Genomic DNA, 21,074 nt, shown 5'->3' on the forward strand with positions numbered 1-21,074 from the left:
TCACTCCGTCTCGATCGTCACGTGCCCGCCTTCGTCCGGCATGACTGCCTGCGGATAACCGCCTCGCCGCGCGAGCCAGCGCCGGAGCTGCGTCCTGTGCATCCCGAGCGCGCGTGCCGCCGCCGACACGTTTCCGCATTCGCGGCGCAGGACCTCCGCGATCCGCTCGTCGTTTGGCTTCGACGCGTTCTGCGGCTCCGACTCGTTGTCGTCGACGAGCACGAGACCGGCGGAAGGGTCGAGATCCCCGGCCTCGACGACCGTACGGCCCGCGGCGAGCGCGTTCTCCGCGGCCTGCCGGAGCTCGTGCGAGAGCTCGCGGACGTTGCCGGGCCAGGCCCGGAGGGCGCAGGCTTCGACGAGCTGCGGATGCGGCTCGAGCGTCGCGCCTGATTTCTGAAGCGTCGCGCGGATCAGCCACGGCATCTCTTCGAGCCGGTCGCGCAGCGGCGGTAGGCGCACCTCGGGGTTGCCGATGCGGTAGTAGAGGTCCTCGCGGAAGCGGCCCTTCGCGGCCTCGGCGCGCAGGTTCTTCAGCGTCGCGCCGACCACGTGGATGTCGACCTTCACGGGCCGGCTCGCGCCGAGCGGTAGGATCTCGCCCACCTCGAGCAGGCGCAGGAGCTTCGGCTGCACGCCGCTCTCGAGCTCCGCGATCTCGTCGAGGAAGAGCGTGCCGCCATGCGCGGCTTGCGCGAAGCCCTCGGCGTCGTTCGTCGCGCCCGAGTACGCGCCTTTGCGCGCGCCGAAGAGCAAGCGTTCGGCGACGCCCACGGGGATGGTCGCGCAGTTGACCGCGACGAACGGGCCGCTCGCGCGGGGCGAGGACGCGTGGAAATGGCGCGCCGCGAGCTCCTTGCCCGAGCCGCTCTCGCCCGTGACGAGCAGCATGCTGCCCAGCGTGGCCGACCGGGCTACTCGCGCGAGCGCGTCGGCGAGGCGCGGGCCCACGATCATGTCCCCGCGCGTCGTCACCGTCCCCTGCTGGTACGGGCGGACGTCGGCGACGAAGATCAAGAGCGTCCGGCCGATGCGCAGCACGCGGGGCGCATCGAACGTCGCCCTGCCCTGCATACGCGCGCCGTCCACGTAGGTGCCGTTGCGGCTCCCAAGGTCCGTCACGACAAACCGCCCGATCTCGTGCTCGACGCGCACGTGGAGCCGGGAAAGGCGGTCGTCGTCGAGCAGGGCGCCATGTGTGGTCCGGCCGAGCTCGATGGGCCCGCGGGCGAGGCTGAGCGGCACGAACTGCGGAGCCTTGCACGAGAAGATCCCGACGAGGCCGGGGATGGGCTCGCCCGCGGGCACGAGCGGCTCGCCCTGCTCCTCGATCGTCTCGTGCACCAGCGGCTTCATGACAGCCGAAAGCATACGGCTGCACAGGGGGGTTTTATAGGGTGGAGACGCGGAGCGCCCCCGAGCGGGAACAGGGATTCGGGGGCATCACGCGGCTTGTTCGAGCGACGCCCCCCGAGCGGGGGAAGGACGATCAGAGCGAGGCGAACGCGTCCGTGGGGATGTCGAGCGGCGAGCGATCCTCGCGGCCGAGGATCTCGGCGTGGGAGCGCACCTCGGGCAGGACGTGGCGCGCGTAGTAGGCGGCCGCGTGGCGCTTGCCCTCGTAGAAGGCGCGGTCGCGCGCGGACGACTCGTCGTTCGGCAGCGCGGCGGCCTTCTCCGAGGCGAGCACGGCGCCTTCGAGCAAGAGCCAACCCACCGCGACGACGCTCATCATTTCGAGGAAGCGGTTCGCGGCGAGCGGCACCATCGCCATGCGGCCCGTCTGGAACCACGTCAGCATCCGCATCGCCGTGCCCGCGAGCGCCTCCTGCGCGGCGCCGAGCTCCGCGAGGTAAGGCCCGACCGTCGGGTGACCCTGGTGCTTTTGCACGAACGCGGCCACGTCGCCGAGGAACTCCTGCAGGTTCTGCCCGCCGCGCTGGGCGAGCTTGCGGCCCACGAGATCCATCGCCTGGATGTGGTTCGTCCCCTCGTAGATCGAGAAGATTTTTGCGTCGCGGCAGTACTGCTCGACCGGGTAGTCCTGGATGTACCCGGCGCCGCCGTACGTCTGGATCGCCATCTCGCAGACGCGGAAGGCCTGATCCGAACCGTACGCCTTCACGAGCGGCACGAGCAGATCGACCTGGCCCTGGTGGTACTGGGCCTTCTGGTCGTCCGAGCCCTGGTGGACGTGCACGAGGTCCTGGTGCAGCGCGAGCTTCACGATGAGCGCGCGGATGCCCTCCACCTTCGCCTTCATCTCGAGCAGCATCCGCCGCACGTCCGCGTGCTCGACGATCGCCACGCGCGGCGCCGTCGGATCCTTCCAGTGGTCGATCGACGGGCCTTGCTTGCGGTCGCGCGCGTAGTCGAGCGCGTTCAGGAAGGCGCTCGACGCGACGGCCACGCCCTGCACGCCGACGGCGATGCGCGCGCCGTTCATCATCTTGAACATCTGCGCCATGCCGTGGTTCTCGACTTCGCCCACGAGCTCGCCGATACACCCGTCGTTCTCGCCGAAGTTGAGCACGCACGTCGCCGAGCCGTTGATGCCCATCTTGTGCTCGATGCTCCCGACGGCGACGTCGTTCGAGCCTTCGATCGTGCCGTCTTCCTTCACGCGGAGGCGCGGCACGATGAAGAGCGACAGGCCCTTCGTGCCGGGCGGGGCGCCTTCCACGCGCGCGAGCACGAGGTGCACGATGTTCTCGGCCATGTCGTGATCGCCGCCGGAGATGAAGATCTTCGTCCCGCGGATCTGGTAGCGGCCGTCGTCGCGCTTCTTCGCCGTCGTGCGCGACGAGCCCACGTCCGAGCCCGCGTGCGGCTCCGTGAGGCACATCGTCCCGCCCCAGGCGCCGCCGTAGAGGGGCGGCAGGAACAGCGACTTCTGCCGCGCCGTCCCGAAGAGCTGGATCACCTCGGCCGCGCCGTGCGCGAGGCCGGGGTACATGTTGAACGCCGTGTTCGCGCCCGAGAGGATCTCCTCGATGAGCGCGAAGAGCGCGTGCGGCGCGCCCTGGCCGCCCCAGTCGGGGTTCACCGAGACGTTTTTCCAGCCCGCCTCGTAGAGCTTGTCCCACGCGTCCTTGAAGCCCTCGGGCGTGTAGACGCGCCCGCCTTCGAGGCGACACCCGGACCGGTCACCCACCGCGTTCAGCGGCCCGAGCACCTCGCAGGCGAACTTGTACGTCCCGTCCAGCACCATCGAGGCCTCGTCGACCCCCCAGGCCTCGAACGGCGCGCGTCCGAGGATGTCACCCAGACGGAATTGCTCGAAGAGCAAAAACTTCATCTCGCGGAGGTCGGCTCGATAGCGATTCTGACTTGCTTGCGGGTTCGACACGGGGGCCTCCTCGGTAGCGCGCGTTTTCACCGACGAGTTCGGCAGATGCGCGCAGCGAACGGTCGATCGGCTCGTGTCCGCGTAGCATGGCGATGCGCTGCGTCAATCTTCTTCGCGCACGAAACATCCTGTTGCGAAAAGATTTCCGGAAAGGGCCGCTTTGCGATCGTCCCGACATACGTTTGGCTGCGATTGGGCTCGTCCGGTCAAGCGTCGGCGTCGGTGATCGCGGGGAGCGACAAGACGAACCGCGCGCCGGCTTGGTGGGCGACGTCGAGCCACACGTCGCCGCCGAGGCTTCGCGCGATGCCACGCGCAATGGCGAGGCCGAGTCCAGCGCCGGGCCGGTCGTCGCCGCGGTCCCTCGTGCCCCGGTAAAACGGCTCGAAGATGTGGGGTTCGTCCTCCTTCGCGACGCCGGGGCCGCGGTCGATCACGGCGATCTCGACGGAGGTGTCGCGGCGCGTGATCGTGGTGAGGACCGGCGATTCCGCGGGGCCATGCGCGACCGCGTTGTCGACGAGGTTCCGGAGCGCGCGGATGATCTCGCCCCGATCCCCGCGGACGAGCAGGGGCGCGGCGCTCGTGTTTTCCGGCGCCTGTTCGAGCGAGACGCGCCGCACCTCGGCCGGGCCGCGCGCCAGGCGGAGCGCGTCGGCGACGATGTCTCCGATGGCCATGACGTCGGAGCCCAGCGAGCGCGGCGCCTGCACGCGCGCGAGCGTGAGCAGGTCCTCGGAGAGGCGCGAGAGGGCCTCGACGTCGACGAGCGCCTCCTCGATCGTGCGCTGGTAGCCGGCGGCGTCGCGGGGCCTGCGCAGCGCGAGCTGGAGCTCGCCACGCAGCGTAGAGAGCGGCGAGCGGAGTTCGTGGGCCGCGTGCGAGACGAAGAGGCGTTGCGCGGCGACGAGCGCGCCGAGGTGCTCGATCATGTGGTCGAGATCGGCCGCGAGCGCATGCGTCTCGGCACTGCCGTGGGCACCGCCGCCGACGCGCGCTTCGAGGTTGCCGCGCTCGACCTCGCGGGCCACGCGCGCGATAGCTTGCACGTCGCCCGCGAGGCGGCCGCCGAGCCAGCGGGAGAAGAGCGCGGTCGCGACGGTCGCCGAGAGGAACAGCACGCCGAGAGTGCGGTGCAGAAAGCTAGCGTCCTCGTCGACGGTCCGGCGCGAGGCGGCGTAGAGCAGTGCGGCGCCCCCGTTTCCGACGGGCACGGTGACGCCGCGGAGGGCCTTGCCGTTCACATCGAGATCGACCGGCACGCCCTCCGTGGGCAACACAGTCGAAGCCCCGAGGCTTTCGAAGCTCGGCACCTCGCTGCCGAAGTTCATCGTCGCCGAGAGGAGCGCGCCGCGCTCGTCGTAGACCGCGATGTAACGCTGGGTCGGGCGCAGGCTCTCGGGCACCTCGGCAACCCCGTCGAGCACAGCGGGCCGGCCCGGGTTCTTCGCGTCCGCGATCTGCGCGAGCGCGTGCGCCTGCGCCGCCAGGGCGAGGTCGAGATCGCGCGTCTCGTCGCGGCGTACGAGGACGTAGACCGTGAGGAACGAGGTGAGCAGCGTCGCGGCGCTGACGACCGTGACGGCGAGGCTCAAGCGGTTCTTGAGCTTCATGGTCCGCTCGGGGAGAGGCGATAGCCGATCCCGCGCACCGTCTCGATGAGGGCGGCGTTCGGGCCGAATTTTTCGCGGATGTTCTTCACGTGCACCTCGACCACGTTCGAGCCGGGATCGAAGCTCGTCTCCCACACCTTCGCGAGCAGCTCCGTGCGCGGCACGACGCGGCCTGCCTCGCGCGCGAGGTAAGCGACGAGCGCGAACTCGCGCGGCGTGAGGTCGATGCGGCGCCCGTCCACCGTGGCGCGGCGATCGGCGCGATCGACGACGAGCGGGCCCACGCGGAGGACGGTGTCGACGAAGGAGGCGCGACGCCCGCGCGCGCGGACCCGCGCGAGCAGCTCGCCGAGATCGAAGGGTTTGGCGAGGTAGTCGTCGGCGCCGGCGTCGAGGCCGGCGATACGCTCGGGGACCTCGGCGCGCGCCGTGAGCATGAGGATCGGCACCTGGCTGCCCCTCTGTCGCACCGTGCGGCACACCGAGAGCCCGTCCATCTCGGGGAGCATCCAGTCGAGGATTACGAGATCGTAGGAGAGCGCCTGGATCTGCTGGATCGCAGTGGCGCCGTCGGCGACCACGTCGACGGCGTAGCCCTCCTCGCTGAGCGCCCGAGACAAGAAGCTCGCGAGCTTCTTGTTGTCCTCCACGACGAGGATTTTCATCAGGGTTCGAGCTTAGCGTGGCGCCGGGCGAGCGCCGTTCGCGCGCAGGCCGTGTTCCCCCTCGAACGCGCGGTTTTCCAGCGGCGGCGTGGAAGCGCAGATGAAGACTTCTTCATTCGCGCTTCATCTTCCGTCGCAAGCGCACGAGAAGGCTGAAGGAATCTTCATCGGCCGTTCATGCTCGTCAGAGCCCAGGACCTTAGACGGTACGCCGATGAGCATGGCCCACCGGAAACCCTGGCCCTGCGCGGCGCTCGCGCTCGCCGCGAGCTTGTCGTTCGCCTCCGCCGCGGGCGCCGCGAGCGCGCCGCAGGACGCCGCACTCCGCCCGAGCGCCGAGCTCGATCTCGGCGCGCTGGAGGCGCTCGTGCGTGCTCGTGCGCGAGGCGTGGAGACCGCTTCGCTCGAAGTGGATCTGGCCGCGGCCGAGGTGAAGAAGTCGCATACCTTGCCGAACCCCACGCTCGAAGCGAGCTGGGGGACGATCCCGATCGGACAGACGAACCCCCCTGGGCTCTCGTCGCCGATGACGCAGGTGCCGAACTACGGCGTCTCGCTCGCGTATACGTTTCCGCTCGGCAAGCGCGGACCGCTGCAGGATCGGGCGCGCGCGCTCGAACGCGCGGCGCGGGCCGGGCTCTCTGCGGACGTGCGCGTGCGGGCGCTCTCGCTTGCGCGGACGCTCGGCGTCCTCGCGGCCACGACGATGCGGCTCGAAGGCCTGCGGCGCATGGCCGACGAGGGGCGCAAGCAGGCCGAGCTCGGCGAGGCGCGCCACGCGGCCGACTTCGCGCCGGGGCTCGAGGTCGAGCGGCTCAAGATCGAGGCGAGCCGCCTGGAGCAGAGCGTCCGATCGGCCGAGAGCGAGGTGAGCACGGCGCTCGCCGACTGCACGGCGACACTCGGCGCTCCCTGTGAGCCCTTCGCGGACGCGGGCGCGGCGCGGACGTTCCTTGCGCGCTGGATCGAGCGCGTGGGCGCCGCCGGGCGCGTCGAGGACAGGCCCGACGTGCGCGCGCTCGCGGCGTACGGCGAGGCTGCGTCCGCGGAGGTGCGATGGGCGAAGGCGCAGGCGATCCCCGATCCCACCGTGCGCTTTGGCTACCTGCGGGATCAGTTCGTCATCTCGGGCAACCATGTGAACAGCCTGAGCTTGAGCGTGAGCATCCCGCTCCCGATCTTCGATCGCGGACAAGCCGAGCTCGCGGCCGCGGAGGCGAAACGCACGCGCGCCTCGGCCGAGCGGCAGAAGACCCTGGAGACGAGCCGCTCGCGGCTGCCCGTGCTCGAACAGCGGTTGGCCGCGCAGAAGAAGCGCCAGCGCTCGCTGTCGGAGGAGATCCTGCCGCGCGCGGAGGGGACGCTGAAGGAGCTCGCGCGCGCGGCGGAGGGCCGCCTCTTGCCGCTCACGGACGTGATCCAGGCCCGGCGCACGGTGAGCGAGCTCGTCGTGGCCGAGGCCGAGAGCTTCGCCGAAGCCTTCGATGCGGCGCTCGAGATCGCCGCCGAGCTTGGAAGGACGAACGAGGACCCCCGATGACCCGATCACACCGAAGCCCCCGACGAACCCTTTCCGCCGTCTCGCTCGTGCTGCTCTGCGGGGCAGGCGCCGCGTGCCACAGGAGCCCGCAGGACAAGGCACGACCGCCGTTCTCGGCCGCCGAGGATGTCGTGGCCCTCGACCCGTCCACGCCGGGTCCAATGAAGTTCTCGACCACCGAGGCCACCGCGGGGGATCCTTTGCCGCTGCCGCCCGTGACGGCGCGCGTCTCCACGGTGGAGAGCCTGACGGCGCCGAGCTTCGCGCCGCTCGCGGGGCGCGTGGTCAACTTGAACGTGCGTCTCGGCGATCGCGTGGCCGAGGGGGATCGGCTGATCGAGGTACGTACCTCGGATCTGCCGACGCTCCAGCACGAGCGGCGTGCTGCCGAGCTCGCGATTAGGACGCGCAAGGCCGTCGTCGAGCGGATCGAGAAGCTCGTCGAAGCGCGCGCCGCGTCGCAGAATGAGCTCACGGTAGCGCAGAGCGAGCTCGACGAGGCGAGGCTCGCGGCGCAGATGGCGGCGGAAAAGATCCGCAGCCTCTCGATCAAGACCGCCGGCGCCACGTCGTACTGGGTGCTCGCGAACCGGGCCGGCACCGTCGTGCAGCTCGACGCGACGCCTGGCAAGCAGGTTGGGCCGGACGGGGACAAACCCATCGCCACGGTGGCCGATCTCGAGGACGTCCTGGTCCTCGCCGACGTCGCGCAGCGAGATGCCCCCGCCCTCACGCCCGGGCGTACGGCCGAGATCCGCTTCCCGGACGGCGCGGCAGTCGGGATCTCCGGCACGATCGAGTCCGTATCGGACGTGGTCGATCCCGAACGGCAAACCGTGCCCGTGCGCGTGCGCGTGAAGAACGATCGGAAGTTGCTCCGGCCAAACGCCTTCGTGAGCGTGTTCTTCATGCCGCCCGGCGAGGCGACGGTCGTCGGGGTCCCCGCCTCGGCGATCGTGAGCGACGGGGCGCGATCGGTCGTGTTCGTGGAGACCGCGGCTGGCACGTACCAGCGACGCCACGTGGAGGTGGGCCGCCAATCGAAGGAGCGCGCCGAGGTCCTCTCCGGCGTGCGTGCCGGCGAGCGCGTGGTGAGCAGCGGCGCGCTCCTCTTGCTCAACGCGCTCGACGTCGAGGGGTGAAGCCGTGTTCGAGAACATCGTGGCCGCGGCGCTCCGTCACCGCGGCGCCGTCCTGCTCGTCACTTTGATCGTGGCTGCGTTCGGGACCTGGGCGTTCACGGGCGTCACCATCGAGGCGTTCCCCGATCCGACCGACACCCAGGTCAACGTCATCACGCTCTACGCCGGGCAGCCCGCGGAGGAGATGGATCGCCAGATCTCGGTCCCCATCGAGCGTGCTGTCAACGGCACGCCGGGGCTCGTGCGGGTCCGCGCGATCAACCTCTTCGGTTTGTCGTTCGTGACCCTCACGTTCGGCGACGGCGTCGATCCCATCTTCGCGCGCGCGCAGACGACGGAGCGGCTTCGCAACGCCGAGCTGCCCGAGAGTGTGCGGCCCGAGCTCGGCTCGCTCTCCACGCCGATCGGCGAGATCTACCGGTACACGCTCTCGTCGGAGAAGCGCGACCCGCTCGAACTGCGCACGCTGCAGGACTGGGTCGTGCGCCCGCGCCTGCTCCGCGTGCAGGGCGTGGCCGACGTCGTGAGTTACGGCGGACTCGTGCGCGAGATCCAGATCCACCCGGATCCCGGGGCCATGGCGGCCAAGGGCGTCGGGATGAGCGAGCTCGTGCGCGCGCTCGAGGCCTCGTCGGAGAACGCGTCGGGCGGCATCGTGGAGCGAGGCGCCGAGGCGCTGGTCATCCGCAGCGAAGGCCTGTTCACGGGCGCCGCGGACATCGGCCGGATTGCGGTGACAACCCGCGGCGGCACGCCGATCTACCTCTCGGACCTCGCCAGCGTGCAGGAGGGGTGGACGCCGCGGCAGGGCATCGTGGGGCGCGCGGACGATCCGGACGTGGTCGAGGGTATCATCCTCATGCGGCGCGGCGAGAACCCGAGCGAGGTGCTCTCTGCGGTGCGGGCGAAGATCGACGAGCTGAACGGGAAGGTCCTGCCGCGCAGCGTGAAGATCTGGACCTTCTACGACCGCACGGAGCTCGTCTCGAAGACCCTCGAGACCGTGGCGCGGAACCTCGCCGAGGGCGCCGTGCTCGTCGTGCTGGTGCTCTTCGTGGTGCTGCTTGACCTGCGCGCGGCACTGATCGTGGCGTCCGTGATCCCGATGTCGCTGCTCTCGGCCTTCATCTACCTGAAGGCGCGGGGCATGAGCGCGAACCTCATCTCCATGGGCGCGGTGGACTTCGGGATCATCGTCGACGGCGCGGTCGTGATCGTGGAGTCGATCGTGCACCGCATGTCGCACCACGAGCCCTCCGAGCCGCCCGCACGCGTACAGGAGCGCATCGAGCGGGCCGTCAGGGACGTGGTTCGTCCGACCGTGTTCTCGCTCCTGATCATCATCGCCGCGTACTTGCCGATCTTCCTCCTGCAGCGCGTCGAGGGCCGGATCTTCGCGCCGCTCGCGCACACGGTGGTCGCGGCGCTCGTGGGCAGCCTGCTCTTCTCGATCACGCTCGTGCCTGTGCTGGCGACGTTCGCCTACCGGAAGCCGAGGCCGCACCGCGAGTCGCCCGTGCTGCGCTGGGCGTCCCGGCTCTACGTGCCCGCGCTGCGCGCGTCCTTGCGGCGCCCGCTCGCGGTTCTGCTCCTCGCGATGGCTTCGCTCGGCGCGAGCGGGGTCCTGCTCGCCCAGCGCGGCAGCGAGTTTTTGCCCGAGCTCAACGAAGGAGCGCTCTACCTGACGTTTACATTGCCCTCCAACGTTTCGTTGAGCGAAGGGCGCAGGTTCGCGCCGATCATCGCGCGGATCGTCGACGCGTTTCCCGAGGTCGAGGCGCGCGTGAGCCAGCTCGGCCGCCCCGAGGACGGCACCGATCCGACGATGTCGAACAACCTCGAGATGTTCGTGAAGCTCAAGCCCGCCACGGAGTGGGGGCCGGACGCCCCCACGCTCGGGGCCCTCATCGCCAAGATGCAGACGTCGCTCTCGGTCATCCCCGGGCTCGAGGTGAACTTCTCCCAGCCTATCCGCGACAACGTGAACGAGAACATCTCGGGGCAGTTCGGGCAGGTGGCGCTCAAGATCTACGGCGACGACATGCCCAAGCTGCAGGAGGCCGCGGAGAACGCGAAGCGCGCGCTCGCCGACGTGCCGGGCATCGCCGATCTCGGCATCGTCAAGAGCGGCGAGGTGCCGCAGGTCCGCATCCGGCCGAGCCGCGAGGCGCTCGGGCGGTACGGTTTGTCGATGGAGGAGGTGCAGGGCTTCGTGTCCACGGCGCTCGGCGGGCGCGCGGTCGGCAAGCTCTGGGAGGGCGATCGATCCTTCGACGTGGTGCTCCGCTTCCCCGAATCCTCGCGGGACTCGCTGGAGCAGATCGAGAACCTGCGCGTGCCGACGTCCTCGGGCGCGCTCGTGCCCCTCTCGTCGCTCGGCGAGATCGGCGTCGATTACGGGCGCGCCTCGATTAACCGCGAGAACGGGCAGCGGTACATCGGCGTGCGCATGAACGTGCGCGGGCGTGACCTCGGGACGTTCGTGGACGATGCGCGCAAGGCGGTGGAGGCGAAGGTGCCGCTCGACAGCGGCATGAGCGTCGAGTGGGGAGGGGAGTTCGAGTCGAAGGAGCGCGCGATGCGCAGGCTCGCGCTCGTCCTGCCCCTGGCGCTCCTGGTCACGCTGGGGCTCTTGTTCAACGCCTTCCGGTCGATGCCGCTCGCGATCCTCGTGCTCCTCAACGTGCCGTTCGCGCTCGTGGGCGGGGCCGTCGCGCTGTGGGCCTTCGACATGCCGGTCTCGATCGCGGCGGCCGTCGGGTTCATCGCGCTCGTGGGGCAGGCCTCGCTGAACGGTGTGCTCGTGCTTTCGGCGATCGTCGAGCGCAGGGCGCAGGGGCTCGGCCTCGACGAGGCGGTGATGGAGGGCGCGAAGGAGCGCCTGCGGGCGGTCTTGATGACGGCGGCGCTCGCGGCGCTGGGGCTCTTGCCGGCGGCCGTGTCGAAGGCGATGGGCGCGGAGACGCAGCGGCCGATCGCGGTCGTCATTGTGGGCGGCACGGTGTCGGCCGCGCTCCTCTCGCTCGTGGTCCTGCCCGTGATGTACCGGTTTGCGGTCGAACTCTCCGACCGGGCGCGCCGCGCCTTCGCCATGCGCACAGCGCCCGCGCAGGCCTCCGGCGACGCCGAATAGCCGATGCCATGCGCGCGCGTTCACGCCTCGACGGCCTCCCCGCCGATCACCCGCAAAAAGCCCTGGCCATGCGCGGCGACGCGGCCTTTTCCCATGCCGCGGACGCCGAGGAGCTCCTCGGTCGAGGCGGGCCGCAGCATCGCCATCTCCACGAGGGCGCGGTTTGGCGCGACCACGTACGCGGGGACGCCGAGGGAAAGCGCGCGCGCCCGCCGGTAGCGGCGCAGCGCTTCGAGGAGCTCCGAAGGGACGCCAGCGGGCGCGGCGACGGGCCGTGGCTTCGAGGGGGCGGCGGGTTGTTCGTCGGGCGCCTTCGTCAGCGCCTCGTGGATGTCCTCGAAGCGCGGTGGATCCCGCACGGTGTCGGGAGGTGTGGCCTCGACGCAGACGTCGCACCGCCCGCAACCGCCGTCGATCAAGCGTGGATCGTCGCCGAAGTGCCGGAGCAGGATCCGATGACGGCACATCTTGCCGTCGATGTACCGCACGAGCTCCGCGAGGCGCCCGAGCGCGCGCGCCGCCTCCGCGCGGGTCGCGGGCGCGCCGTCGGGGCCGAGGCGGCAGAGCCTGCGCCGGAGCGCGAGATCCTTCGGCGTCACGAGGAGCAGCCCGTGCGCGTCGAGCCCATCGCGCCCCGCGCGACCGACCTCCTGGTAGTAGGCCTCCAGCGAGCCGGGCGTCTCCGCGTGCACGACGATCCGTACGTCGGGACGATCCACGCCCATGCCGAACGCGTTCGTCGCGACGAGCACGCGTGTCTCGCGAGCCGCGAACGCCGCGGAGATCCGCGCGCGCTCCGGCGCGGCCGTCCCTCCGTGGTAGACGGGCGCGTCCCATCCGTCTGCGCGCAGCGCCGCGGCGAGGGCCTCGGCCGACTTGCGCGTCGCCGTGTACACGATGCCCGCGCCCGGCCCGGCGAGCGCCTCGGCGAGCGCGCGCCGCACCTCCCCGAGCACCTCGCGTGGCGCCCGCGCCCGCGCCACGCGGAGCGTGAGGTTCGGTCGGAAAAACCCCCGCAGCACGGTGACGACCTTCCGCGGATCCCATCCGAGCCGCCGCATGATTTCCCCGCGCGCAGCCCGCGTCGCCGTGGCCGTGCACGCGATCATGCGGGTCGGTCCGCGCGCGGCGAGGGCCTCGCCGATGCGCAGGTAATCGGGCCGGAAGTCGTGGCCCCACTGCACGATGCAGTGCGCCTCGTCGATCGCCACGAGCGACGTGCCCGCCGCGGCGAGCGCCGCCCAAAGCCCGGCATGCCCGAGCCGCTCGGGCGCCGCGTACACGAGCTTGAAGGCGCCCCGGCGCAGCGCGGCGAGGCGGCGTCCGTTTTCTTCGGCCGAGAGGGTCGACGCGAAAAACGTCGCCGGGATCCCGCGCGCTTCGAGGCTGCGGACCTGATCCTCCATGAGGGCGACGAGCGGCGAGACCACGAGCGCCGTGCCGGGGAGCGCGAGCGCGGGGAGCTGGTAACAGAGCGATTTGCCGCCTCCGGTTGGCGCGACAAGCAGCACGCGGCCGCCTTCGCTATTGGCGAGGAGCGCGCCGATCGCCTCGTGCTGGAAGGGCCGGAGTTCCGCGAAACCGAAGTGGGCCGCGCGCAGGGCGTCGAGATCGGGCAGGGGTGGTTTGGCGTTCACGAGCGCCGTCCCAAAGCGAGCGCCGTGCCGCGCGGGATTCCCTTGGTTTGCGCGGGGTTCGTCGGGAGAACCGTTGGCCGCGGGGTGGCGCCGCCATGGCGGACCCTGGCGGCCGCCATGTGCTTTACACTCCGCGCGATGTCGTTCGCCGGTTCCGACGAGCTGCTCTCCGCCTCCGCCCTGAAGCTCGCGTCGCTCGTGCGCGAAGGAAACCTCTCGCCTGTTGATCTCGTCGACCTCTACATCGCGCGCATCGAAGCGGAAAATCCCGCCCTCAACGCCGTCGTCGCCGATCGGTTCGAGCACGCGCGGCGCGAGGCGAGGGAAGCCGCGGACAAACTTGCCCAGAGGACCACGAGCGAACCGTTGCCGCCGCTCTTCGGCGTCCCTTGCACGGTGAAAGAGGGCATCGCCGTCGAGGGCATGCCGCACACGGCGGGCGTCTTCGCGCGCAAGCACCTGCGCGCCGCCGAGGACGCCCGTGTCGTGCGCCGCGTGCGCGAGGCCGGCGCCATCGTCCTCGGCGTGACGAACATGCCCGAGGGCGGCCTCTGGCTCGAGACCGACAACCGCATCTACGGCCGCACGAACAACCCCTGGGACCTTGCGCGCATCCCTGGTGGATCGAGCGGCGGCGAGGCCGCGATCCTCGCGGCTGGCGCGTCTCCGTTCGGCATCGGCTCCGACATCGCCGGCTCGATCCGCATCCCCGCCGCGATGTGCGGCGTGTTCGGCCACAAGCCCACGGGTGGCCTCGTCTCGAATCAGGGCTACTGGCCCGACGTGCCCGGCGCGCTCGACACGTTCCTCTGCACGGGCCCCATGACCCGCCGTGCCGAGGACCTCTGGCCGCTGCTCGGGCTCATGGCCGAGCGAGATCTCGAAGGGGATCCGGGCGCGATCGATCTGCGCGGCGTCACCGTGTACCCGCTCGAAACGACAGGCGCAGCGCGCATCCGCCCGAGCAAGCGACAAGCCGTGCGACGCGCGGCAGCGGCGCTCGAAGCCCGCGGCGCGCGGATCGCTGAGCTCCGCACGCGGGGCCTTTCAAAGGCGCTCTTCATCTGGACCGCGATGATGGAGGAAGAGGCCGGCGCGCTGACGTACGGCGAGGTGCTCGGCAACGGCCGCCCGATCCGGATCGCACGCGAGCTCCTCCGCGCGCCGTTCCCCTCGGCGCCGCACACGGTCCAGGCGCTGATCGTCGCGGGCGTCGAGGCGCTCCTGAAGAGCGTGCCCGCGCCGATCGCCACCTGGTCTTCCGCGGGCAAACGGCTGCGCGAAGAGCTCGAAGCCGAGCTCGGCCCGCGTGGCGTCCTCCTGCATCCGACGTACACGCGCTCGGCGCCGCGCCACTGGGAGCCGCTGCTCACGCCCCTCGACTTCGTCTGCACGGCCCTCTTCAACGTGCTCGCGTTCCCCGTCACGCAAGTGCCCGCGGGCTTTGACGATCTCGGTTTGCCCCTCGGCGTGCAGGTCGCAGCAAGGCGCAACGAAGATGCCCTCACCATCGCCGTCGCGCGCGCCCTCGAAGAAGACCTCGGCGGCTGGACGAAGGCGCGCCGAAAGACGCGGCCCCCGCGCCGCGCTACGATCGCACCGTGACGAATCCGCGTTTCCTCTACCTGCACGGCTTCGCCTCCGGTCCCCGCTCCAAGAAGGGCGTCGCCGTGGCCGAGCACTACGGCCGTCGCGGCGTCGACATCGACCGCCTCGACCTGCGTTTGCCCTCGTTCGAGCACCTGCGCGTCTCCGCGATGATCACGGAGGTTCGTCGCCGCATCGGCGGCGATCGGGATCGCGCCGTCCTCTTCGGGTCGAGCCTCGGCGGCCTCGTCGCGAGCCGCGTGGCCGAGATCGACGCGCGCGTCGCGGCCCTCGTGCTCCTCGCGCCCGCCTTCGACCTCTCGCGACGCTGGCGCGCGCGCCTCGGCGAAGCGGGCATGGCGCGCTGGGCCGAGACAGGCTTCCTGGAGGTCGACGATCTCACGACGGGCGGCAAGGCCCGCGTCGACTACGGGTTTTTCCAGGACCTCGAAGCCGTGGACGGCAACGACGGCACGCTCCCCGATGTGCGTGTCCCGACGCTCGTTCTTCACGGCACGCGTGACGATGTCGTCTCGATCGATCGCTCACGCGACTTCGCGGAAGAACGCCGCCACGTCACGCTCCACGAGCTCGACGACGGCCACGAACTCGTCGCGTCGCTCCCTTGGATCCTCTCCGCATCGGAGTCCTTCCTCGCGGCATTCCTCGGCTCGGTCGCTCGCTCCTGAGTTGCCGCTTCTTCGATCTTCCATCATGCTTGACCTTCCTTGCCCGCGAGGGCGATCATCACCGCGCGCGGCGCACGCTGTGTCGCGGGGACCTTCATCCAACCAACGCGTGCGGCCCGCGGGGCACGCGGCGAGCTCGTCGACGTGATGCACGTTCGCGCCATGGAGCCATGAACGACGGTCGCCTTTCGGATGCGGCGCTCAGCGTCTTCCCCGAGCCGATCGCCATCGTCGACCGAGCCCTTCTGGTCCAGAAGGCCAACACGGCCTGGACCACGACGTTTGTTGATTCCCCGCTCGCCGAGCCCTCCCTCGCCGCCGCCCTCGCGAAGGTCCTCTCGGGCGAAACCACGCGCGCCGAGGTCACGCTCGAGACCCGCTCCGCGGAGCACGCCGTGACGATCGTGCCCGTGCCCGACGGCGACACGCGCGCCGCGCTCGTGCACGCGCGCCCCGTGCCCGTACGCGAGCCTGCGCCCCGATCCAGCGACGATCGGCTCCCCGCCACGCTCCTGCGCCGTGTCCTCGATCGCCTGCCCGTGACGGTCTCGCTCGTCGACGCCGAGGGCCGGAGCCTGTTCTCCAACGAGACGCGCGCCCGCTTGCTCGGCGCCGCTGCCAAGGAAGAGCGCGAGAGCGGTACGCGCGCGCTCTTGATCGACCCGGCCGACGCCGACTTCGTGCGCGAGGTCGAGGCGCGTGTCCTCGCCACGGGCACCGAGGAGATCATCACGAGCGACGTGCCCACCGCGCTCGGCACGCGCTCGATGTTCTTCCACCTCGTCCCCGTCGACGGCGAGGGCGCCGAAGAGCGGCTCGTCCTCTGCGTGGGGCAAGACGTCACCGAGCAGCTACGCGCCGAGCGGGATCTGCGCGAGCAGCAAGATTTCATCCGTCAGGTCATCGACTGCGATCCGAACCTGATCTTCGTGAAGGACGACTGCGGCACCTTCCTGCTCGCGAACAAGGCCTTCGCCGACATCTTCGGCAAGACGGCCGAGGAGATCGTCGGCCAGCACGAGCGCGCCCTGAACGAACACGCGCGGGCCGACGGCTTCCTGAGCATCGACCAGCAGGTCTTCGCCACGCTCGAGGAGCGCACGGTCGAGGAGGAGATCCTCTGGCACACGGGGGAGCTGCGCTGGTACCAGACGACGAAGCGCCCCCTCGTCCGGCCGAGCGGCGAGGTGCACGTGCTCGGCTGCAGCGTCGACATCACCACGCGCCTGGAGACCCACCGCAAGCTCGAAGAGGCGGCCACCGAGGTCGAGCGTCGCGCCGTCGAGGCTTTCCGGCAGGCCGAGGCCAAGGCCGCGCTCGTCGAGGAGCTCGACCAGAAGCTCGGCATCATCGAGGCCCAGCACCAGGAGATCCTCACGCTTTCCGCCCCGCTGCTCGAAGTGGCGGGGGGCGTGCTCGCGGTCCCCATCGTCGGCGCGATGACGCAGACCCGCGCCGAGGAGATCATGCACCGCCTGCTCGCGGCCATCGTCGAGCGGCAGGTCGCGAGCGTCGTCCTCGACCTCACGGGCCTCGAGACGATCGAGACCCACACGGCCGATCACCTGATGAGCATCGTGCGCGCCATCCGCCTGCTCGGCGCCGACGCGGTCATCAGCGGCATCCGCCCCGCCGTCGCACAGACCATCGTCGAGCTTGGCATCGACCTCTCCGGCTTCGTCACGAAACGCACCCTGCGCGCGGCGATCTTCTCGCGCGAGGTGGCCCGGAGCGCGGCCCCGCCGCGTCGGCGCTGATACTCGATTGACGCCTCCTGACCCTTCCGATGTTCTCTCCGGGGGAACTTCGGAGGCAGAGGGATGCAAAAATACGATGTCATCGAATGGTCCCGCCGTGTCTTGCCCGTGCTCGGCGGGATGGCGCTCGCCGGGTGCGGCGGGGGCGAGCCGGTCGAGGCCGAGGGGCTCGTTTGTGCGGCGCCTGCCACGAGCCCGCTCCCGGCGAGCCCGGCGAGCCCCCTCTCCTGGAAAGGGCCGGGGGGCCCGGCGCAGACGTATTCGACGGACGTCCTCGGGGTCAATTGCGCGTTTCTCGATGGCGGCCCCGAGGACGACAAGGATCACCACAACACCGTCACCATGCTCGACGGGTACCTCGTCATGCCGTGGGCGCCCGAGTGGGGCGGCGGCGGCCTCTCCACGTTCCGCTTCGACGATCCCTGCGCGCCCGCGCCCGTCGGCACGAGCTTCTCGCCGCTCATGCGCGAGACCCACGCCGCCGGGTTTGCCCGGATGAACGGCTGGAGGGCCGTCGTCAATGGCGTGAACGGCATTCAATTTTGGGATCTCGGCAACCCCGCGGCGCCCGTGGTCACGAGTGATCTCTCGTTCAAGGGCGTCTTCTGGCCCGACGCGTATGCGCGTGTCGTCCTCTCGGTCTTCTGGCAAGCCCCGTACGTCTACGTCGCCGCAGCCGACAATGGCATCTTTGTCGTGGACGCGAGTGACCCGGCCAAACCCGTCCCCATCACGAAGTTCAAATTCGATCCGCCGCTCCGCGCCGGCGCGATCTTCGCCGTGGGCAACCTGCTCGCGGTCATGGCCGCCGAGGGCTCGCGCACCGTGCTGCTCGACATTGGCGACCCGGCGCGGCCCACGCCCATCCCGGGCGGCACGTTCGAGATCCAGGACGGCGCGGGCGTCCGGCAGGAGGCCTATCACGCCCATTTGAACGGCGACAAGGCCTGGTACGCCCGCAAATCCATGGGCGGTGGCGTCATCATCTACGACATCGCGAACCCCGAGGCACCCAAGTACCTCGGCGATTACCACGCGCCCGACGGGAACGGTGGATACGTCTTCCTCAAGGAGAACGTGGCGTTCATCGGCGAGAGCCATTTCGCCGAGGCCGTCGACGTCTCCGATCCGACGAAGCCCTCGCTCCTCCGCCGCTTCAATCTCACGGGCGACCTCGATACGATCATCCCCATCGGCAACGTCGTGGTCCTCAGCGTCGACGACGAAGCCGAGAAGGACCAGGGGAGCGCCGTCGCGCCCTTCCTCGAAGCCCCGGACACGCGCGGGCCCGAGGTGACCATGGTGAACCCGCGCGACAGCGCCAGCGCGCAGCCGCTCACGACCCGGATCGGCCTCACGTTCGGCGAGTTCGTTGATATCGGATCGTTATGGGAGGGCTCGTTCCTCGTCCGCAAGGTCGGCACGACCGAGCCCATCCAGGGCCAGTATTCGGGGCAGGAAGGCATCGTGAACTTCTGGCCCGCCTCGCCGCTCGAACCCGACACCGAGTACGAGGTCGTCGTCCCTGCCGGCGGGGTCGTGGATTTCAACGGCAATCCCACGCAGACCGAATTCCGCTCGACGTTCAAGACCGGCCCCTGCGCCCTCCCGCCGCCGCCACCGCCCTACTCGGAAGAGGAGGAGGAATGAGACGCGCGCGTGCCGGGATTCCCCTCGCGACGTTCCTCGCCGGGGCAGCCCTCGCGTCTTGCGGCGACGGGACCTCGGAAAAACCCCCGACGCCCGAGCCGTTCGCCCTGAGCACGATCGAGGGCCCCGCGGTCGCCTACGTCGGCGAAAATACTTGTTTTTCGCTTGCCGTCAAGGGCGGCCCGAGCGCCCAGGTCGCCTGGAACCTCGGCGACGGGACGGCCTTTCCCCCGGCCGTCCTGTTCACGAAGGTTTGTCACGTCTATACGACGCCCGGCCGACGGCTCGTCGGCGCGACCGCGATCTCCGAGGGGCAGAAGCTCGTGGTCACGCGCGGCGTGGCTGTGGTGCAAAAGCCCATGGCGATCCGGCCGAATGCGTCGAGCACGATCGTCCTCGACCCCAAGCACAGCGATCTATGGGTCGCGAACACCGATCACGATCACGTCGCGCGGCTCGAAACGGAGCTGCCGCCCGTCCCTCCAACGCCGCAGGTGAGCTGCGACGCGCCGCGTACGCTCGCGATTTCGGGCGCGACCCTCGCGGCGGCTTGTCAGGGCGACGGCACGGTCGTCTTCTACGACCTCGACAAACAAGCGACGAGCGGAAAAATCGAATTCGGGCCGGGCAGCGCGCCCTTCGGCATCGTCGCCGATCCGCGCAGCGAGGGCGTGTTTTTCGTGACGCTCTCCGGCACGGGCGAGCTCGCCGCCGTCCGCGCCGAGGGGAACCAGGTCCTTTCGCGGATTCCCGTTTTTCCGGACGTACGCGGCGTCGCGGCCATCGCGGACGGGACGGTGCTCGTCACGCGCTGGCGCGCGACGGCCGAGGGCGCGAACGTGGCCGTGATCGACGCGACGAACCCCGCGGCGCTCAAGGCGGGCGAGCCGCTCCTGCTCCCACCCGACACCGGGCTCGACAGCGACACGAACAACAGCGGCGTGCCGAGCTTTTTGAACCAGATCGTCCCCTCGCCCGACGGCGGCCGTGCGCTCGTCCCCTCGCTCCGCGCGAACACCGTGACGGGAATGTACAGGACGGGCAAACCGCTGAGCTTCGAGACGACCGCGCGCGCGATCCTCACGGAGATCGAGCTCGGCGGGCCCACGGAAAAACCGTTCGAGCGCAAGGCCGGGCGGTATGCATTCGACGACCTCGATTTCGCCTCGGCGGTCGTCTTTTCCCCCGAGGGCGACGTGATCTACGTGGCGATCCAGGGCGCTGAGCGGGTCGAGGTGCGCGACGCCGTGAGCTTCGACGTCGCCGGCTCGATCGACGACGTCGGCCACGCCCCCGACGGCCTCGTCCTGAGCGAGGACGGCAAGACGTTATGGGTGCACGCGTCGCTCTCGCGCGAGGTGCGCGTCTACGACGTGCGTGATCTGTCGAGCCCGCCCGTCCCACGCGGCACGCTCGCCACGGGGGACAGCGAGCCGCTGTCCGACGAGGTTTTGCGGGGCAAACAGATCTTCTACAGCAGTCGCGACCCCCGCATGAGCCGCACGAGCTACATGTCCTGCGCCACGTGCCACCTCGACGGGGAAGGGGACAACCTCGTATGGGATTTCACCCAGCGAGGTGAGGGCCTGCGCAATACGATCCCGCTCGCGGGGCGGGCGGGCACGGCGCACGGGCCCCTGCATTGGAGCGCCAATTTCGACGAGGTGCAGGACTTCGAGCACGACATCCGCGGCCCCATGGGCGGGGCGGGATTTCTGCCGGACGATGTCTTCCATTCGGGGATGATCGATCAGACGCTCGGCGCCCCGAAGGACGGTTTGTCCCCGGAGCTCGACGCGCTCGCCACCTACGTCGCTTCACTCGGCGCGTTCGGCAAGAGCCCGTACCGCTCGAACGACCCCTCCGCGCTGGCCTCACGCCAGAAGGGCAAGGACATCTTCTTTTCGGCCGAGGCTGGTTGCTCGACGTGCCACGCGCCGCCGCGCTTCACGGACAGCGCGCTCGCGGCCGACAAGAACTACGTGCTCCACGACGTCGGGACGCTCGGACCCGGCTCCGGGTCGAGGCTCGGCGGCCCGCTCCCAGGGCTCGATACACCCACGCTGCGCGGGCTCTGGAAGAGCGCGCCGTATTTGCACGATGGCTCCGCGCTCACGCTCCGCGCCGTGCTCCGCGATCGGAATGCCGCGGACCAGCACGGCAAGACGAGCCACCTCGGGGACGCCGATCTCGACGACCTCGAGCGATATTTGCTCACCCTCGACGACGACGAGCCCTGAATCGAAAAAAAGGCCGCGGCCGGGCACGATGCGCGCCCCTGCCGCGGCCATGCTTCACTTGGCCGTATCAGC

13 protein-coding genes are annotated in these 21,074 nt (G+C 70.2%); 8 read left to right on the top strand and 5 right to left on the bottom strand.

All coding sequences use genetic code 11. From position 1 onward, the window contains the following. The 4 genes from POL67_RS12845 to POL67_RS12860 all read right to left on the bottom strand — a co-directional run bounded on the left by POL67_RS12845 (position 1) and on the right by POL67_RS12860 (position 5,627). Positions 1-1,356, bottom strand: coding sequence for an FHA and sigma-54 interaction domain-containing protein (locus tag POL67_RS12845; RefSeq protein WP_271917572.1), 1,356 nt, complete (start codon positions 1,354-1,356; stop codon positions 1-3). Positions 1,357-1,489: 133 nt separating this feature from the next. Then, positions 1,490-3,349: an acyl-CoA dehydrogenase gene (locus POL67_RS12850; RefSeq protein WP_271917573.1), complete on the bottom strand. Its 1,860-nt coding sequence runs from the start codon at positions 3,347-3,349 to the stop codon at positions 1,490-1,492. Between the two features lie 206 nt (positions 3,350-3,555). Further along, entirely contained in the window at positions 3,556-4,962 is a 1,407-nt protein-coding gene (locus tag POL67_RS12855) for a sensor histidine kinase (protein WP_271917574.1), read from the bottom strand. Continuing rightward, positions 4,959-5,627, bottom strand: a complete 669-nt coding sequence (locus POL67_RS12860; RefSeq protein WP_271917575.1) for a response regulator transcription factor — start codon at positions 5,625-5,627, stop codon at positions 4,959-4,961. The genes POL67_RS12855 and POL67_RS12860 overlap by 4 nt, the downstream gene beginning before the upstream one ends. 220 nt (positions 5,628-5,847) lie before the next feature. On the opposite strand from POL67_RS12860, the gene POL67_RS12865 reads away from it, so the two are divergent. The 3 genes from POL67_RS12865 to POL67_RS12875 are packed head-to-tail and all read left to right on the top strand — an operon-like array spanning position 5,848 to position 11,442. After that, on the top strand, positions 5,848-7,167 hold the full coding sequence (locus POL67_RS12865) for a TolC family protein (RefSeq protein WP_271917576.1): 1,320 nt from the start codon (positions 5,848-5,850) through the stop codon (positions 7,165-7,167). Further along, complete coding sequence (locus POL67_RS12870) at positions 7,164-8,309, top strand: efflux RND transporter periplasmic adaptor subunit (RefSeq protein ID WP_271917577.1); 1,146 nt, start codon at positions 7,164-7,166, stop codon at positions 8,307-8,309. The genes POL67_RS12865 and POL67_RS12870 overlap by 4 nt, the downstream gene beginning before the upstream one ends. A gap of 4 nt (positions 8,310-8,313) precedes the next feature. Next, positions 8,314-11,442, top strand: coding sequence for an efflux RND transporter permease subunit (locus tag POL67_RS12875; protein ID WP_271917578.1), 3,129 nt, complete (start codon positions 8,314-8,316; stop codon positions 11,440-11,442). Positions 11,443-11,462: 20 nt separating this feature from the next. Here POL67_RS12875 and POL67_RS12880 read toward each other — a convergent pair whose 3' ends face one another. Further along, positions 11,463-13,079, bottom strand: a complete 1,617-nt coding sequence (locus tag POL67_RS12880; protein ID WP_271917580.1) for a RecQ family ATP-dependent DNA helicase — start codon at positions 13,077-13,079, stop codon at positions 11,463-11,465. 138 nt (positions 13,080-13,217) lie between these two features. Between POL67_RS12880 and POL67_RS12885 the strand changes: the two genes are divergently transcribed. The 5 genes from POL67_RS12885 (at position 13,218) to POL67_RS12905 (ending at position 21,002) form a co-directional block, all read left to right on the top strand. Continuing rightward, positions 13,218-14,684: an amidase gene (locus POL67_RS12885; protein ID WP_271917581.1), complete on the top strand. Its 1,467-nt coding sequence runs from the start codon at positions 13,218-13,220 to the stop codon at positions 14,682-14,684. Further along, positions 14,681-15,355 carry a YqiA/YcfP family alpha/beta fold hydrolase gene (locus POL67_RS12890; RefSeq protein ID WP_271917582.1) on the top strand — a complete coding sequence of 225 codons (675 nt, stop codon included), beginning with the start codon at positions 14,681-14,683 and terminating at the stop codon, positions 15,353-15,355. The genes POL67_RS12885 and POL67_RS12890 overlap by 4 nt, the downstream gene beginning before the upstream one ends. Positions 15,356-15,525: 170 nt before the next feature. Next, on the top strand, positions 15,526-17,112 hold the full coding sequence (locus tag POL67_RS12895) for a PAS domain-containing protein (protein ID WP_271917583.1): 1,587 nt from the start codon (positions 15,526-15,528) through the stop codon (positions 17,110-17,112). Between the two features lie 63 nt (positions 17,113-17,175). Continuing rightward, positions 17,176-18,762: an Ig-like domain-containing protein gene (locus POL67_RS12900; protein ID WP_271917584.1), complete on the top strand. Its 1,587-nt coding sequence runs from the start codon at positions 17,176-17,178 to the stop codon at positions 18,760-18,762. Beyond that, positions 18,759-21,002 (top strand): c-type cytochrome, encoded by a 2,244-nt coding sequence (locus POL67_RS12905; RefSeq protein WP_271917585.1) that lies wholly within the window; start codon positions 18,759-18,761, stop codon positions 21,000-21,002. Before POL67_RS12900 ends, POL67_RS12905 begins: the two co-directional genes overlap by 4 nt. Positions 21,003-21,074: the final 72 nt, after the last annotated feature.

Source organism: Polyangium mundeleinium (genome assembly GCF_028369105.1).
GTDB lineage: Bacteria > Myxococcota_A > Polyangia > Polyangiales > Polyangiaceae > Polyangium > Polyangium mundeleinium.

Bases quoted from the DNA above. Each gene is read 5' to 3' on its own strand.
- POL67_RS12845 (WP_271917572.1), bottom strand. From the start codon at position 1,356: ATGAAGCCGCTGGTGCACGAGACGATCGAGGAGCAGGGCGAGCCGCTC.
- POL67_RS12855 (WP_271917574.1), bottom strand. From the start codon at position 4,962: ATGAAGCTCAAGAACCGCTTGAGCCTCGCCGTCACGGTCGTCAGCGCC.
- POL67_RS12860 (WP_271917575.1), bottom strand. From the start codon at position 5,627: ATGAAAATCCTCGTCGTGGAGGACAACAAGAAGCTCGCGAGCTTCTTG.
- POL67_RS12865 (WP_271917576.1), top strand. From the start codon at position 5,848: ATGGCCCACCGGAAACCCTGGCCCTGCGCGGCGCTCGCGCTCGCCGCG.
- POL67_RS12870 (WP_271917577.1), top strand. From the start codon at position 7,164: ATGACCCGATCACACCGAAGCCCCCGACGAACCCTTTCCGCCGTCTCG.
- POL67_RS12885 (WP_271917581.1), top strand. From the start codon at position 13,218: ATGTCGTTCGCCGGTTCCGACGAGCTGCTCTCCGCCTCCGCCCTGAAG.
- POL67_RS12895 (WP_271917583.1), top strand. From the start codon at position 15,526: ATGAACGACGGTCGCCTTTCGGATGCGGCGCTCAGCGTCTTCCCCGAG.
- POL67_RS12900 (WP_271917584.1), top strand. From the start codon at position 17,176: ATGCAAAAATACGATGTCATCGAATGGTCCCGCCGTGTCTTGCCCGTG.
- POL67_RS12905 (WP_271917585.1), top strand. From the start codon at position 18,759: ATGAGACGCGCGCGTGCCGGGATTCCCCTCGCGACGTTCCTCGCCGGG.